At 54.6% G+C, this 13,940-nt stretch carries 12 protein-coding genes; 5 read left to right on the top strand and 7 right to left on the bottom strand.

All coding sequences use genetic code 11. The annotated features are described in order from the left end of the window. Positions 1–45: 45 nt before the first annotated feature. The 3 genes from speB to AUQ41_RS12480 form a co-directional block, all read right to left on the bottom strand. Positions 46–996 carry an agmatinase gene (gene speB, locus AUQ41_RS12470; RefSeq protein WP_063088703.1) on the bottom strand — a complete coding sequence of 317 codons (951 nt, stop codon included), beginning with the start codon at positions 994–996 and terminating at the stop codon, positions 46–48. A 54-nt stretch (positions 997–1,050) separates the two neighbouring features. After that, the gene (locus AUQ41_RS12475; RefSeq protein WP_063088704.1) at positions 1,051–2,274 is read right to left on the bottom strand and encodes a HEPN/Toprim-associated domain-containing protein; all 1,224 of its coding nucleotides are present in this window, start codon (positions 2,272–2,274) and stop codon (positions 1,051–1,053) included. 124 nt (positions 2,275–2,398) lie between these two features. Then, positions 2,399–3,283 carry a LysR substrate-binding domain-containing protein gene (locus AUQ41_RS12480; RefSeq protein ID WP_083952676.1) on the bottom strand — a complete coding sequence of 295 codons (885 nt, stop codon included), beginning with the start codon at positions 3,281–3,283 and terminating at the stop codon, positions 2,399–2,401. A gap of 247 nt (positions 3,284–3,530) precedes the next feature. Here AUQ41_RS12480 and betC point away from each other — a divergent pair, with 247 nt between their 5' ends. Further along, complete coding sequence (gene betC, locus AUQ41_RS12485) at positions 3,531–5,045, top strand: choline-sulfatase (RefSeq protein WP_063088706.1); 1,515 nt, start codon at positions 3,531–3,533, stop codon at positions 5,043–5,045. A gap of 225 nt (positions 5,046–5,270) precedes the next feature. Beyond that, on the top strand, positions 5,271–6,920 hold the full coding sequence (locus tag AUQ41_RS12490; protein ID WP_063088707.1) for a BCCT family transporter: 1,650 nt from the start codon (positions 5,271–5,273) through the stop codon (positions 6,918–6,920). A 100-nt stretch (positions 6,921–7,020) separates the two neighbouring features. On the opposite strand, the gene AUQ41_RS12495 is transcribed toward AUQ41_RS12490, so the two are convergent. The 3 genes from AUQ41_RS12495 to AUQ41_RS12505 form a co-directional block, all read right to left on the bottom strand. After that, positions 7,021–7,581, bottom strand: a complete 561-nt coding sequence (locus AUQ41_RS12495; protein WP_063088708.1) for a DJ-1/PfpI/YhbO family deglycase/protease — start codon at positions 7,579–7,581, stop codon at positions 7,021–7,023. A 293-nt stretch (positions 7,582–7,874) separates the two neighbouring features. Continuing rightward, on the bottom strand, positions 7,875–8,828 hold the full coding sequence (locus AUQ41_RS12500) for a hypothetical protein (RefSeq protein WP_143588662.1): 954 nt from the start codon (positions 8,826–8,828) through the stop codon (positions 7,875–7,877). Positions 8,829–9,011: 183 nt separating this feature from the next. Then, positions 9,012–9,908 (bottom strand): branched-chain amino acid aminotransferase, encoded by an 897-nt coding sequence (locus AUQ41_RS12505; RefSeq protein WP_008889455.1) that lies wholly within the window; start codon positions 9,906–9,908, stop codon positions 9,012–9,014. A gap of 113 nt (positions 9,909–10,021) precedes the next feature. On the opposite strand from AUQ41_RS12505, the gene AUQ41_RS12510 reads away from it, so the two are divergent. The 3 genes from AUQ41_RS12510 to AUQ41_RS12520 all read left to right on the top strand — a co-directional run bounded on the left by AUQ41_RS12510 (position 10,022) and on the right by AUQ41_RS12520 (position 12,750). Continuing rightward, on the top strand, positions 10,022–10,537 hold the full coding sequence (locus AUQ41_RS12510) for a MarR family winged helix-turn-helix transcriptional regulator (protein WP_008889456.1): 516 nt from the start codon (positions 10,022–10,024) through the stop codon (positions 10,535–10,537). A 104-nt stretch (positions 10,538–10,641) separates the two neighbouring features. Next, positions 10,642–11,370 carry a response regulator gene (locus AUQ41_RS12515; RefSeq protein WP_063088710.1) on the top strand — a complete coding sequence of 243 codons (729 nt, stop codon included), beginning with the start codon at positions 10,642–10,644 and terminating at the stop codon, positions 11,368–11,370. Positions 11,371–11,415: 45 nt separating this feature from the next. Beyond that, positions 11,416–12,750 carry an ATP-binding protein gene (locus AUQ41_RS12520; RefSeq protein ID WP_231959610.1) on the top strand — a complete coding sequence of 445 codons (1,335 nt, stop codon included), beginning with the start codon at positions 11,416–11,418 and terminating at the stop codon, positions 12,748–12,750. 70 nt (positions 12,751–12,820) lie between these two features. On the opposite strand, the gene AUQ41_RS12525 is transcribed toward AUQ41_RS12520, so the two are convergent. Beyond that, the gene (locus tag AUQ41_RS12525) at positions 12,821–13,516 is read right to left on the bottom strand and encodes a nitroreductase family protein (RefSeq protein WP_063088711.1); all 696 of its coding nucleotides are present in this window, start codon (positions 13,514–13,516) and stop codon (positions 12,821–12,823) included. Positions 13,517–13,940: the final 424 nt, after the last annotated feature.

Here is a 13,940-nt window from a genome sequence, read left to right on the forward strand (position 1 = left end):
CAGCGAAGGCGGGGATCTCGCCCAGCAGGCTCTTCGGGCGAACCACTACTTCCGCGCCGCAAAAATCCGCCCGATGGTATTAAGCAAAATCTGGGCAGCCAGAATGGCTGTTGTCCCGGTGTGATCGTAATCCGGCGCGACTTCGACCAGATCAATGCCAACGATATCGCCGCGCTTGGCAAGGCCTGCGATGATTTCCAGCACGTCATAATACAGGAACCCGCCATGGCTTGGCGTGCCGGTGCCCGGCGCAATCGACGGATCAAACCCGTCAATATCAATCGTCAGGTAGTACCGTTTCCCGGCCGGAATGCGTTCCAGCACACCCTCGACACCAAGCTTGCGCACTTGCCGCACAGACAGGATGTCTGATCCCTGCGCGCGGGCATAGTCATAGCCCTCCTTGGCGGTCGAGGACACATTGCGAATGCCAAGTTGGGTCATGCCTGATACCCACGGCTTTTCAATTGCGCGGCGCATCGGGTTGCCATGGCCATTGCGCACCCCGTGGCGCTCATCAACGAAATCGAGATGGGCGTCAAACTGCACCACATGCACCGGCTCCTGATCGGAAAAGGCATTGATACAGGGAATGTTGATCGAATGATCGCCGCCCAGAACCACGGGCAGGGCACCGGCGGCCAATATCTTGCGCACGCCAAACTCGATATTGGCGTGGCTGTTGATCGTGTCGGTGTGAATGATATCGGCATCGCCAATATCGACCATCCGAACCCCTTCAAGATAGGTCACGTCATCTTCATGGTCATAGGCCCCGGCATGGCCAAAGGCGAAAAGTGTCGACGCCTCGCGAATGCCGCGCGGCCCAAACCGCGCACCCGACCGCCACTGGGTGCCGAAATCAAACGGCGCGCCAAGAATGGCCACATCGGCATCAATCGCATCCCAGTTTTCGACATAGGGGCTTTTGGAAAAAGTCGAAATGCCAACGAAAGGCAGGTTCAACCGCCCGCTGTTATAGCCATGCTCAGACATGAAAATCCCCTGTCGAAAGTGGTGTGCGCGAACCGTCATAAGGTTGCTGGTGAATCAATGGAAAGCATGGAATATGCAGTTTAGCAATTGGTCCAGTTCGGGAAATTCCGCTCGAAGCTGGGGCGGTTCACCACAACTATTCATGCGGTAGAGAAATCGTGTTGTAACGGCATCCTTATATTCTAATGAGCCCTGATAGCGCTTAATTTGCTTGTTCCATTCCGTCCAACGAATAGGATGAAGTTCGCCACTTTTGTCGGTTAGTGCCTCTTTTCCTAGAAAGAGTTCTATGGAGCTTGCCGTACCGTTCACATCCATGTGCCGGTTTCCTTCTGGGCCAATAGTCGGATAGCTTTTGGCCAGTTCAATCTCTGGAAGTGCCATCGTCTTTATGTTTGATGGTAGTGTTCCAATGCTGTCCAAATGGTGTTTTTCTGCCAATCCTGCTGCGTCATTATCAAACAGCGCCAAAACAGGTTGGTCCATTCTGACGCTTGCAAACGTTTTGACCATTCTGGTGAGCATTGAGGCTCCTCCAGAAATGCTAAATTCCTCAAAATCAATGAACTGATACAGATCTGAGTATTCTGGGTACATCTTTAGAATCGCTGTAGATAGTATCCGGGTATCTGATTTTCCTTCAGTAAGAATTAGGATTGTTCCGGTCGGCTGGATGAATTCTTGATCTGGGTCCTGAAAGGTTTCCAGTTTGCGTAGGTTTTCGTGGAGAGTGTACTTGGGGTCGAGTTCATCAATGTACGAACCGAGTTCAATCCAAACTTCCTTTGGTTTCAGTACGTCGATTTCCACAGCCATGCTTGCAAACGGATCAGTCAATTCGAATTCGGTGCCAGGAAATCGGAGTAATTTGCTGAGTTCCATATCGTTGACGCGTCTCAGCCATTGTTCGAAAGTCAGATCTTCTTGTGAGGAAATTGTTTCCTCTAGATCGATTCCATGGTGGTCGCGCATGTTCTTTAGTGTTGCGATATGTTTAGGAAAACCGTGCTCCCAAAGCGCTTTGCAGCGATCAGCGGTGTAACCTTGAATGTGCATTCTACTTCTTGCTTTCTCAGCAGGTGCTAAGAGGTAGGCTATTTCTTGATTCTCGTCGTCATACCATCCAAGAACTGTCTTCCTAACGATTGGATGGGCATCCTTGATTCTTCTTCGATAAAAGTCATCGTTTGCAAAAAGCAGAGCGCAGGCAGCGGCCCACATATAGGACACGTCGCTTTGGTACTCGTTATCAAAATAGATGTCGTGTTCTTCGCTCACGTGCTTACCTCATCCACTTGTGGCACGATAAAAATTTTTGCTCTTCTACGTGCCAAGAATAAGGTTCTTGTTTTATAGCCTGTGAGTAAACCAATTTCATAAATCGGCGTTCGCGGTTGCCGACCTAAGTCTCGTTGATCAGCCAATCAAGCAGCGTGGTGGTGGTAGTGCTGACAGATGCACCCGGCACCACCCAGTATCCGCGATCGGCGCGCGCCACTTCGCGACCGATGGCAACGAGGCTTCCCTGTTCAAGGTGATGATCCACCAATCCGCGCCAGCCAAGTGCCACCCCCTGTTCGGCAAGGGCCGCCTGAATAACAAAGCCATAGGTATTAAGCCCAAGATCGCCCTGGGCCGGTTTGCGGGTAATCCCGTGATCGGCAAGCCAGCTTTCCCACGTCAGCCAGCGTGACTTGCCAGCGACTTCCAGATGCAAAAGCGGGGCACGGGCGAACTTGGCCGGATCGTCAAACGGACCATAGCGTTCAAGAAAGCCCGGCGTACAAACCGGCACCACCCTTTCCGGGATCAGAAGCTGTGCGGTATCGGGGAAATCGTCCGCCGCCCCGAACAGCATGGCGGCATCGGTTTCGCGCGCCATCGCATCATCAAGGCCCTGGGATGCGATGATATGGACTTCGGCCTCGGGATGCAGGCGGCGGAAATCGGTCACGCGTGGCATCAGCCAGAAGGCGGCAAAGCCGAAATCGGTAAAGATCCGCACCGCATGATCCTGTGTGGTGCGCCGGGTGTCGCGCGCAGCCTTGTCGATGCTCTCGACACTGGTTTTCACCGCCTCAAACAGGATTTCACCCGCATCGGTCAATCGACTGCCGCCTTGCGACCGGTGCAGCAGCGACACACCCAGCTGATCCTCGACCCGCTTGATCTGATAGGTCACGGCAGGCTGGCTCAAGCCCAGCTCATTGGCGGCCCGTGTCAGGCTGCCAAGCCGCCCGACCGCTTCAAAAATTCTCAGCCAGCCAATGTCGAGGGGTCTTTGCATTATAAAAATTCTTTATGGAAGTGATTAAAAAACACCGGGTTTCTTTGAGTGTTGATTTATGGATTTAATGTTCTTAACGAAGTTGGCGTCAAGCGGAATAACAAGAACACCCGATCAAACGCACCCGAAAAGGGGCAGGGTCTACGGCTTGCGCTGGCTCGAAACAAACGACCCAGGGGTGCTTTTGTCGTCAATGCTGCCATCTCGGTGATCGGCGGATTGCACCCTGTGAAGGAGTGCATAATAAATGACGTCCCCGAATATCCTGATCCTGATGGCCGACCAGTTAAATGGGACCCTGTTTCCCGATGGTCCCGCGGATTTCCTTCACACGCCGCATTTGCGCAAGCTCGCTGAACGTTCGGCGCGTTTCCGCAATTGTTATACGGGCTCCCCGCTTTGTGCGCCGGGACGTGCATCCTTTATGGCCGGTCAGTTGCCCAATCGCACACGGGTCTATGACAACGCCGCGGAATTCTCGTCAGACATTCCGACCTATGCCCATCACTTGCGCCGCGCAGGATATTACACCTGCCTGTCGGGCAAGATGCATTTCGTCGGCCCCGATCAGTTGCATGGTTTTGAACAACGCCTGACCACCGATATCTATCCGGCCGATTTCGGCTGGACGCCGGATTATCGCAAACCGGGCGAACGGATTGACTGGTGGTATCATAACCTTGGCTCTGTCACCGGTGCCGGTGTCGCCGAGATTTCCAACCAGATGGAATATGATGACGAGGTTGCCTATAACGCGACGCATAAGATCTATGATCTGTCGCGCGGTCATGATGAACGCCCGTGGTGCCTGACGGTCAGCTTCACCCATCCGCATGACCCCTATGTCGCGCGCAAGAAATTCTGGGATCTGTATGAAGATTGCCCGGAACTCGAACCCGAAGTCGCACCGTTTGATTTCGAGGGTCAGGACCCGCATTCCCAGCGTCTGATGAAGGCCAGTGACTACACTGCGTTTGACATCAAAAAGGAAGATGTCAGACGGTCCCGTCAGGCCTATTTCGCCAACATCTCCTATATCGATGACAAGGTCGGGCAGATCATGGAGGTGCTTGAAACCACCCGTCAGCTTGATAACACCATCATCATCTTTGTCTCTGACCATGGCGATATGCTGGGCGAACGCGGCCTGTGGTTCAAAATGAGCTTCTTTGAAGGCTCGGCGCGTGTGCCGCTGATGATGGCCGGGCCAAACATCACGCCAGGCCTTTATACCGATCCGGTTTCAAGCCTTGATGTCACCCCGACCGTGGCCGATCTTGCCGGGATTTCGATGGATGAAGTAGCCCCTTGGACCGATGGCATGTCGCTGTGTGGCATGCTGGCGGGCAAGGCACGCACCGAGCCTGTCCTGATGGAATATGCCGCCGAGGGGTCCTATGCACCGCTGGTCTGTATTCGCGAAGGCAAATGGAAATACACCTATTGCACGCTTGATCCCGAACAGCTGTTTGACCTTGAAGCCGATCCCAAGGAACTCACCAACCTTGCAACCGATCCGGCGTGCGCCGACCAGCTTGAAGCGTTTCGTGCTCAGCGTGCCGCGCGCTGGAATCTGGAGGCATTTGATTCTGCTGTCCGCGAAAGTCAGGCACGTCGCTGGATCGTCTATGAGGCGCTGCGCAACGGCTCCTACTTCCCGTGGGATTACCAGCCGCTGCAAAAGGCGTCCGAACGCTACATGCGCAATCACATGGATCTGAACGAACTCGAAGACAAACAGCGCTTCCCGCGAGGGGAGTAAGAAGCAGCGGCGGCCAGCCATGTGGGACGGCGGGCCGGCGCTGCCTCAACTCTTGTGTAGCAAGAGCTGAAGAAAGGAAGACCTGAAGTGCCTAATCAAAGCCGCCTTGCTGTCCGGCTCGGGTACGGACAGCATATTTGATCAGTTTGTCGTCCGGGAGACCCCCGGCGCTGATCGGGGGGCATAAACAACGAAAAGTTGGGTACCCGAAACAGTGAGGTAATCATGGACGACAAAATGAAGGTGGGGCCACTCGGGCCCTTCCCGCGGGTCAGCAAGCCGGTCTTTTCCGTCTCGGCAATCCTGATCGTCGGGTTCATCATATTCGGGGCGGTGTTTACGGAAACCGCAGGCGCGCTGTTTGCCGCCGCACAGGCCGCCATCGCAAACTATTTTGGCTGGTTCCTGATCATCGTTGCCAATCTGGCTGTGATCGTCAGTCTTTATCTTGCCATCGGCCCATATGGGCGAGTGCGTTTGGGACGTCAGACTGACAAGCCCGAATATGGTCTGTTTTCATGGACGGCGATGCTGTTTAGTGCCGGTATCGGCATCGGATTGCTCTATTGGGGCGTGGCCGAACCGCTTTATCACTATTTCGCACCACCCATGGCCGAACCCGAAACCATCGAGGCCGCCGAACAGGCAATGATGATTTCTTTCCTGCATTGGGGCATCCATGGCTGGGCGCTTTATTGCATTGTCGGCCTGTCGCTGGCCTATTTCCATTACCGCAAGGGCCTGCCGCTTTCGATCCGCTCCGCCCTTTATCCGATCATTGGCGAACGGATTTATGGCACCTGGGGCCACGTGGTCGATATTCTGGCCGTGTTTGGCACCATGTTTGGCATTGTCACGACCCTTGGTCTTGGCGTCATGCAAATCAGTTCCGGTCTGAATTCGCTGTTTGGCATTCCCGATACGCTGCCGGTTCAGATCGTATTGATTGCCATCATCACCGTGTTTGCGACCATTTCGGTCATGGCAGGTCTTGATGGCGGCATCAAACGCATCAGTAACCTCAACATTCAGCTCAGCTTTGTGTTGCTCGGTTTTGTGCTGATCTTCGGCCCGACGCTTTTCGTCTTCGACAGCTTTGTTGAAAACGTTGGCAACTATATCAGCAATCTGGTTGTCATCAGTTTCTGGAGCGAAGCCTACACCGACAGCAACTGGCAGGCTGGCTGGACGATCTTCTATTGGGCCTGGTGGGTGTCGTGGTCACCGTTTGTCGGCATCTTTATCGCCCGTATTTCGCGCGGCCGCACGGTGCGTGAATTCACCCTTGGCGTGTTGTTCATTCCGGTCGTTATCCTGTTCTTCTGGTTTACCGCCTTTGGCGGGGCTGCGATCCATATGGAAATGATTGGTGATCCAGGTTTGATCGAGGCCACCAAGGCCAGTTACGGCAGTGCGATCTTCAAGCTGCTTGAATTCATGCCGCTGACCAAATTTGTTACCACCGTTGTCATCGTCATGATCGTCATCTGGTTTGTGACCTCGTCTGACAGTGGGTCGTTTGTCATCGACATGCTGACCGCCGGTGGTGATGCCGATCCGCCCCGTATTCAGCGCCTGTTCTGGGCCACGACCGAAGGCGTGATTGCCGCGGTACTCCTGATCGCAGGCGGGCTTTCCGCCCTGCAAGCCGCGGCCGTCGTGGCAGGCTTCCCGTTTGCCGCCGTGATCCTCGTGATGATGTATGGCTTGCTGCGTGGCCTTGGGCGCGACTCACTTGTGCTCTATCGCTACAAGCAATGGTACGAGACCGAGCACGAGGCAGAACACAACCTGCCCAATGCCTATGTCGACGAAACCGAACTCCCCGATGTTCACCCGGGGCCGTCGATCACCGCACCACGGCACGCTGAATAACAACGCCAAATTGGTAAGGTAAGATACAAACACAAAACGGACGGATGGCCTGTGCCATCCGTCCGTTGCTTTGAGTGTGTTTAGACCGTCTTGGTCGGTGTTATGCCGCACGCTGGTGGTGCGTGCCTTCGCTGACTTCCTCGACGATTTTGCTGACAAAGGCATCAAGATCCTGTGGCGAACGCGACGTCACAATGCCGTCCTCGCAGACCACAGCCTCGTCGCGCCAAAGCGCACCGGCATTGAGCATATCGGTCTTGATTGATGCAAATGACGTTGCGTGGCGATCACGCAGTGCTCCGGCCTCGATCAGAAGCCACGGGCCGTGGCAAATGGCGGCAACCGGTTTGCCCGATGCGACAAACTCGCGCACCAGACTGACAGACGCTTCGTCATTGCGCAGCAGGTCCGGGTTGATCTGCCCGCCGGGGATGACCAGCGCGTCATAGTCTTTGATATCGACATCTTTGACTTCGACATCGACATCGACCGTGTCGCCCCAATCGCTTTTATCCCAGCTTTTGATCGGATCAGATTTGGGCGATGCGATTTTGACGTCCGCCCCGTGGTTTGACAATTTTTCAAGCGGAACACGCAGTTCAGACCGTTCATAGCCATCGGTGGCAAGAATCAAGATCTTTGCGGTATCAATCGCAGGCATAATGTCGCTCCTTTCATTGGTGTCGGGCATTACACCTTACCAACGGCTGCGATGTTTTTTCGTTCCGGATTTCAATGTGATCATTTTGTGGCACGGGCGCAAAAGTGCTGTGAAACACCGAATTGCCTCTGACGCACTTTTTAATTGTATGAGGATTTATATTCCGCCTTTTCAGTGGTCTGTCTGGCGGCCGGGCAACGGGCGGCAATCCCGCTAATCCGTCTGAAAAACAGGCGACTTTTAATCCTCATACTTTAAGGAATACGGCGTGTTTGCTACCGGGCGGGGGAAGCTCAGTTTGACGGGACGGTTTTATGGTGCGCGACCTGGTCTTCTGTCGGGTTCAGGATGCGCCAATCGCGGACCTGTTCATTGATGATGCCGCTATTTGTCAGGCACTGATGAATGAACCCGTTGGCGTGCAGTGCGTCGATCCCGGTATTGAGCGCCGCAACGATCTTTTCGGCATCCGGCAGATGACGCGAAATCATGAAATGCTGGCTGGCGGGCAGGATCACCTTGACGCCGGGCATCGGGTATAACCGTATCCCGTCACTGCTGCGCACCATGCCGGGCCCGCTGGAAAATTCCAGCAAGGTAAAGTCGGCCCGACCGGCATTGATCAGCGCATAGATCTGCTCCTTGGTGGCGGCACTGGTCAGGCTTGCAGGGGCCAGACTTTCAAGCACTTCCCAATCCAGTCGCCAGGTGCGAATGGACACCGCACTCATGTGATGCACATCGGAAACAGGTGTATCACTGCCGAGCACGAAGGTATCCTGACTGACGTAAATACCTTTCTCCACCTCGCCCCGGCGCAGGATAGGCAGTGATTTCAAGACTTCAGGATCCGCATCGATATTAAAGTCCCAGTCCGATTTGATATCGGCAAAGCCTTCGCTGACCATCTTGCGGCTGCGTTCGGAATTGGGCGATGGCACGATCTGTACCCGGGCGGCAAGCCCCCCGGCATTCAGCGCTTCCTGCAAGATGGAATACATCACCAGCGACGCACTGTCGGGGCGATCGGCAAGGCAGGACCGGCAGTCCGGATTGCTGTCATTCTGGCAGGAAAAAACCGTATCAAACTCGCTTTCGCGCACCGGAAAGCGGATGTCGATGGTTTCTGTGGCGTCTGCGCTGTTGCTGCCAAAATCAGCAAACGTGCAAAGCGCAGCAATCAGGGCAACGAGAATGCCGGTTCTGGTTGTGTCTGCTGGCCTGTTGGCACCAGTCTGGGGGCTCATGCGGTGTCCGGTCACGATGATTTTGGTGGTGATTGCCACAATGTGAGGACGCGCACACCCGATTACATCCTTTGCCGGGTAAAATTTTGTCATGCGACAAAATTCAATAAAAAACACCCCGGTGTGAAACATCCGGGGTGTTTTTCAAAAAATGTGAATAATCGATCTGATTATTCAAAAAAATCATTCAGCGGCGACAGCCGTATTTTCACCGCGCACCAGCGCCATATAGTCTTCCATCATGGTCTTGCAGACCTGACCCGGGGTGAAGGTATATTGCCCGATTTCCGCCACCGGCGTGACCTCGGCCGCGGTGCCGGTCAGGAAGCATTCTTCAAAGCCTTCCATTTCCTCAGGCATGATCGCGCGTTCAATCACCTCATAGCCGCGCGCCTTGGCAAGGCCAATCACGGTACGGCGGGTAATGCCATCCAGGAAGCAATCAGGCTTCGGCGTATGGATCTGACCGTCCTTGATAAAGAACACGTTGGCACCGGTGGCCTCGGCAACCTGACCACGGTAGTCGAGCATAAGGGCATCGGCATAGCCTTTGCGCTCTGCCTCGTGCTTGGACAGGGTGCAGATCATGTAAAGACCTGCGGCCTTTGCATTGGTCGGTGCGGTATTCGGTGCCGGGCGTGCCCATTTCGACAGATCCAGACGAATGCCTTTCAGGCGTTCTTCGGGCTTGAAGTAGCTTGGCCATTCCCAGCAGGCGATGGCGACATTGATGCGCGTGGTCTGGGCCGAAACGCCCATCATTTCACTGCCGCGCCAGGCAATACGACGAATATAGCCATCGGTAATGTCGTTTGCTGCCAGCGTTTCGATGACGGCATCATCGAGTTCTGCGGCGCTATAGGGGATTTTCATGTCCAGGATTTCGCCGGACTTGATCAGGCGTTCGCCATGCTCGGCCAGCTTGAAGACCTTGCCGTTATAGGAACGTTCGCCCTCAAAAACCGCACTCCCGTAATGGACAGCGTGGCTCAGCACATGCAAAGTGCTTTCACGCCATGGTTTAAGTTCACCATTATACCAGATATAACCATCACGGTTATCAAAGGTCGGAGCTGTCATTTGCCAAATTCCATTTCAAGAACGTTCCTGGACGTAACTTTATGTCCTTATTTGTCTGGTCGGGGTAACATTCATAGATTAATGTGTCAATATAACTGACATAACGGATAAGCATGGCAGATATCTCTACACGCAAGGTCAACCCTCTTTTCCTGCGGGAAGAAGAGCTTAGGCAAGGCATTGAATTGCTGTTCTATGCCTACCGTGATTTCACCGAAGTCGCGGACCAGATGCTTGCGCAATATAATTTTGGTCGCGCCCACCATCGGGTCATCTATTTCGTGAGCCGCAACCCCGGAATTACGGTCAGTGACCTGTTGTCGATTCTCAAGATCACCAAGCAGTCCTTGTCGCGCGTGCTGGGTCAATTGGTGCGCGAAGGTTTCATCGAACAAAAGACCGGTGTGCAGGACCGCCGTCAGCGTTTGCTAACCCTGACTGAAAAGGGCGAGGCGCTTGAACGCGAGCTGACCGAACAGCAAAGAGCCCTGATTGCGGCGGCCTATCGCGAGGCAGGTGCAGAATCGGTCGAGGGGTTCCGCAAGGTCATGATGGGCATGATGGATGAAAAGGACCGTAAACGGTTCGAGGATGATGGCCCCGGTGGCCTGCGCCGCCGTGCCGGATGAGGCGGGTGTCGGATCTGTCATAATTTTGACGTCGTCATGCTTACGCTTTTGAAAGACTTTGCAGCCAAATTGTTCTCCAGCGATCCTGAACCCAGGGAAATCCGATGACCGGTGCTGATCAGCCACATGTTCTTGTGGTCGATGATGATGACCGTTTGCGTGACCTTCTTACCCGCTATCTGGGCGAGAACGGCTTTAACGTATCTGCCGCACGAGATGCTGCTACTGCGCGTGCCAGCCTTGCGGGATTGCAGTTTGATCTGATCGTTCTTGACGTTCTGATGCCCGGCGAAAAGGGCGTTGATCTGGCGCGCAGCCTGCGTGAAAGCGGATCAAAGGTTCCGATCCTGCTGCTTACCGCACTGTCCGAGACCGAGGACCGTATCGCAGGTCTTGAAGCAGGGGTGGATGACTATTTGGCCAAGCCGTTTGAGCCGCGCGAACTGGTGCTTCGCATTGAGGCAATCCTGCGTCGCTATGGCGAGTTGCCCGAACCGGAAAACTCAGGATCGCCGGACGCATCTGACAATTCGGCATCCTTTGGCGCATTCCGGTTTGATATGACACGCATGATCCTGCAACGCGGCGATGAGCATATCTATCTGACGACGGCAGAGCAGGCCTTGCTGGCAGCGCTTGTCAAACGCCGCGGTCAAACTACATCACGCGAGCAACTTCAGGGCATGATCAGCGGCAATGCCATTGATCCTAGCGCGTCGCGCAGCATTGATGTGCAGGTTACCCGCCTTAGGCGCAAATTCGAAGAAGACCCCAAGCAACCAAGATACTTGCAGACAGTACGTGGTCAGGGCTATGTCCTGTATACGGATTGAGGAACGCAAGATGAGCGACCATGAAAACGGACAGGGATAAGCAGCGTGGGTAGCGAACAGAACGGACGGATCAAGTCATTGATGCCGACGGGGCTTTTGGGCCGGTCGCTTCTGATCCTGATGACGCCGATGCTGCTGTTGCAGATCGTTACGGTGCTGATCTTCTTTGAACGGCACTGGGATACGGTTGCCCGCCAACTAAGTCGGGGGCTTGCCGGTGATGTGGTTTTCGTGATCGACTATCTGGGCCAGTATCCTGATCCGGACCATTACGAGTGGATTCAGAACACGGCACGCGCTCGCATGGAACTCGACCTGTTTTTCGAGCGTGACGCGATCCTTGAGCGTCAGATTACTGAGCCGCCGTTTGGTTTGGTGTCCGAGGAACTGTATGTCGCCCTGGATGAACGCCTGCAGCGGCCGTTCTTCTTTGATCTTGACCTTGATGACCGCAAACTTGAAATCCGCGTCCAGTTGAAAGACGGGGTGATGTCGATCATTGCCCCGCGCAAGCGCCTGTATAACTCGACCACCTATATCTTCTTTATGTGGATCGCGGGATCGGCATTGATCCTGTATGGGGTGGCGGTGATCTTCATGCGCAATCAGGTGCGTCCGATCCGACGTCTGGCAAAGGCGGCTGATCAGTTCGGGCGCGGGGTTGATGTGGATAACTTCAAGCCCGAAGGCGCGGCCGAGGTGCGGATGGCGGCGACATCGTTTATGTCGATGCGTGATCGCATCGGGCGGCATTTGTCGCAACGAACAGCCTTGCTTGCCGGGGTGTCGCATGATTTGCGCACGCCCTTGACCCGCATGAAGCTTGAACTTGCCATGCAGCAAAGCTCGCCCGGTGTTGATGCCCTGAAACAGGATGTCATCGACATGGAGCGCATGGTCGATGCCTATCTGGCATTTGCGCGCGGCGAAGAGGGTGAAAAGGCGGTTCTGACCGATATTGGCAAGCTTCTGACCGATCAGGTTGGCGAGGCGTTGCGCGATGGTCAGCAGATTGATCTTCATATTGAAGATAGCCTAGAGATGGAGCTGCGCCCGCAATCGATGAAGCGCTGTATCGCAAACATCATGTCCAATGCCGGGCGGTATGCGACAAACCTGTCGGTGCGTGCCGGGCGTCGGGGGCAGGATTACGAGATTGTCTTTGACGATGACGGACCGGGCATTCCGGCCGACAAACGTGAAGAGGTCTTCAAGCCGTTTTACCGTCTTGAAGAGTCGCGCAATCAGGCGACCGGCGGCGTCGGGCTTGGTATGACCATCGCACGTGATTCCGCACGTGGTCACGGCGGCGAGGTCTTGCTTGAAGATGCGCCGGGCGGTGGGCTTCGTGTGCGGCTGGTTCTGCCAATCGGGCATTAAGGTCTACACATTAAATTGCAAAAGCCCCGCCATTGAACGGCGGGGCTTTTTGTTTGAGCGGTGCGGGTGATCAAAAGAAGGTCGCGATTTCCGAGAGGTCCTTTTTCTCGGTGGCGTGGGCCGGGATGGTGGCATCCGCCGCCGGATAGCCGGTGACCAGCAGGATATATGGCTTGTTGTGATCCGGGCGGCCGCAGATATCGGTCAGGAAGCTCATCGGGTTTGGCGTGTGGGTCAGGGTGGCAAGGCCGGCGCGGTGCAGGGCAGCAATCAGGAAGCCCGTCGCGATCGAGACGGATTCCGGCACGTAATAGTTTTTGCGAAGTTTGCCGTCGGCTGATGTGCTTTTGCGTTCACCAAAAATGCAGATCAGCCACGGGGCCGTTTCCAGAAACGGTTTGGCGTCATCTGTGCCCAGCGGTTTGAGGGCATCGAGCCATTCTTCGCCAGCGCGTCCTTCATAAAAAGCGCGTTCTTCTTCCTCTGCCGCCAGACGGATTTTGCGTTTCATCGCCGGATCGCCAATCACCGAGAAGTGCCATGGTTGATGGTTTGCCCCGTTTGGTGCGGTGCCCGCAGCACGGATGCAGGTTTCAATAATGTCGCGTGGCACGGGGCGGTCAGAGAAATCGCGCACGGTATGGCGGGTTTTGATGTCGTCGTAAAAACCTTTGGCGCGTGCGCGCATTTCTTCCACGTCATATTCGCGATAGTCGGGCAGCGGAATTGGAATGAAGTCTGTGGTCAGAGGCTTTTTCGACGACATGGCGCTTCCTGATTGTTTTTGTTTATGGGTAAAGCCTGATCTTATGAAGCGTTGATCTGTGCGACAAGGCCAAACGCCGGTGCACACAGAGACGTGAGAGACGAGCCATTACCCACCAACATCGCCCGCATTCATTGCGATGTGTCATTGCATCAAGCGGCAGGCGGGCTTATCAAACCGCACAGAGATTGGTTGGCGTGGGACCAATTCGTTTCAGGGGCGGGTGGTTCGCAAAAGGGTATTTCACACTAAATATACATAAAATTATGTAATTCACACAAAATGACAATAAATTTTGATTGTTTGCTTGCGATATACGCTTGATTGATGTTAAATCGCGGCAACTTGGCATGGAATGCGTGCCGGGATATATACTCCGTGTTTCCCGCCACGGTTCCACACTCAGACAGACGAAACGGATTGA

It is taken from the genome of Thalassospira sp. MCCC 1A02898 (assembly GCF_001618185.1).
GTDB classification, from domain to species: Bacteria; Pseudomonadota; Alphaproteobacteria; order Rhodospirillales; family Thalassospiraceae; genus Thalassospira; species Thalassospira tepidiphila.

What these genes read in the sequence shown, in the direction of transcription:
- speB (WP_063088703.1), bottom strand. Translation starts at nt 996, where the DNA reads ATGTCTGAGCATGGCTATAACAGCGGGCGGTTGAACCTGCCTTTCGTT.
- AUQ41_RS12480 (WP_083952676.1), bottom strand. Translation starts at nt 3,283, where the DNA reads ATGCAAAGACCCCTCGACATTGGCTGGCTGAGAATTTTTGAAGCGGTC.
- betC (WP_063088706.1), top strand. Translation starts at nt 3,531, where the DNA reads ATGACGTCCCCGAATATCCTGATCCTGATGGCCGACCAGTTAAATGGG.
- AUQ41_RS12490 (WP_063088707.1), top strand. Translation starts at nt 5,271, where the DNA reads ATGGACGACAAAATGAAGGTGGGGCCACTCGGGCCCTTCCCGCGGGTC.
- AUQ41_RS12495 (WP_063088708.1), bottom strand. Translation starts at nt 7,581, where the DNA reads ATGCCTGCGATTGATACCGCAAAGATCTTGATTCTTGCCACCGATGGC.
- AUQ41_RS12500 (WP_143588662.1), bottom strand. Translation starts at nt 8,828, where the DNA reads ATGAGCCCCCAGACTGGTGCCAACAGGCCAGCAGACACAACCAGAACC.
- AUQ41_RS12505 (WP_008889455.1), bottom strand. Translation starts at nt 9,908, where the DNA reads ATGACAGCTCCGACCTTTGATAACCGTGATGGTTATATCTGGTATAAT.
- AUQ41_RS12510 (WP_008889456.1), top strand. Translation starts at nt 10,022, where the DNA reads ATGGCAGATATCTCTACACGCAAGGTCAACCCTCTTTTCCTGCGGGAA.
- AUQ41_RS12515 (WP_063088710.1), top strand. Translation starts at nt 10,642, where the DNA reads ATGACCGGTGCTGATCAGCCACATGTTCTTGTGGTCGATGATGATGAC.
- AUQ41_RS12525 (WP_063088711.1), bottom strand. Translation starts at nt 13,516, where the DNA reads ATGTCGTCGAAAAAGCCTCTGACCACAGACTTCATTCCAATTCCGCTG.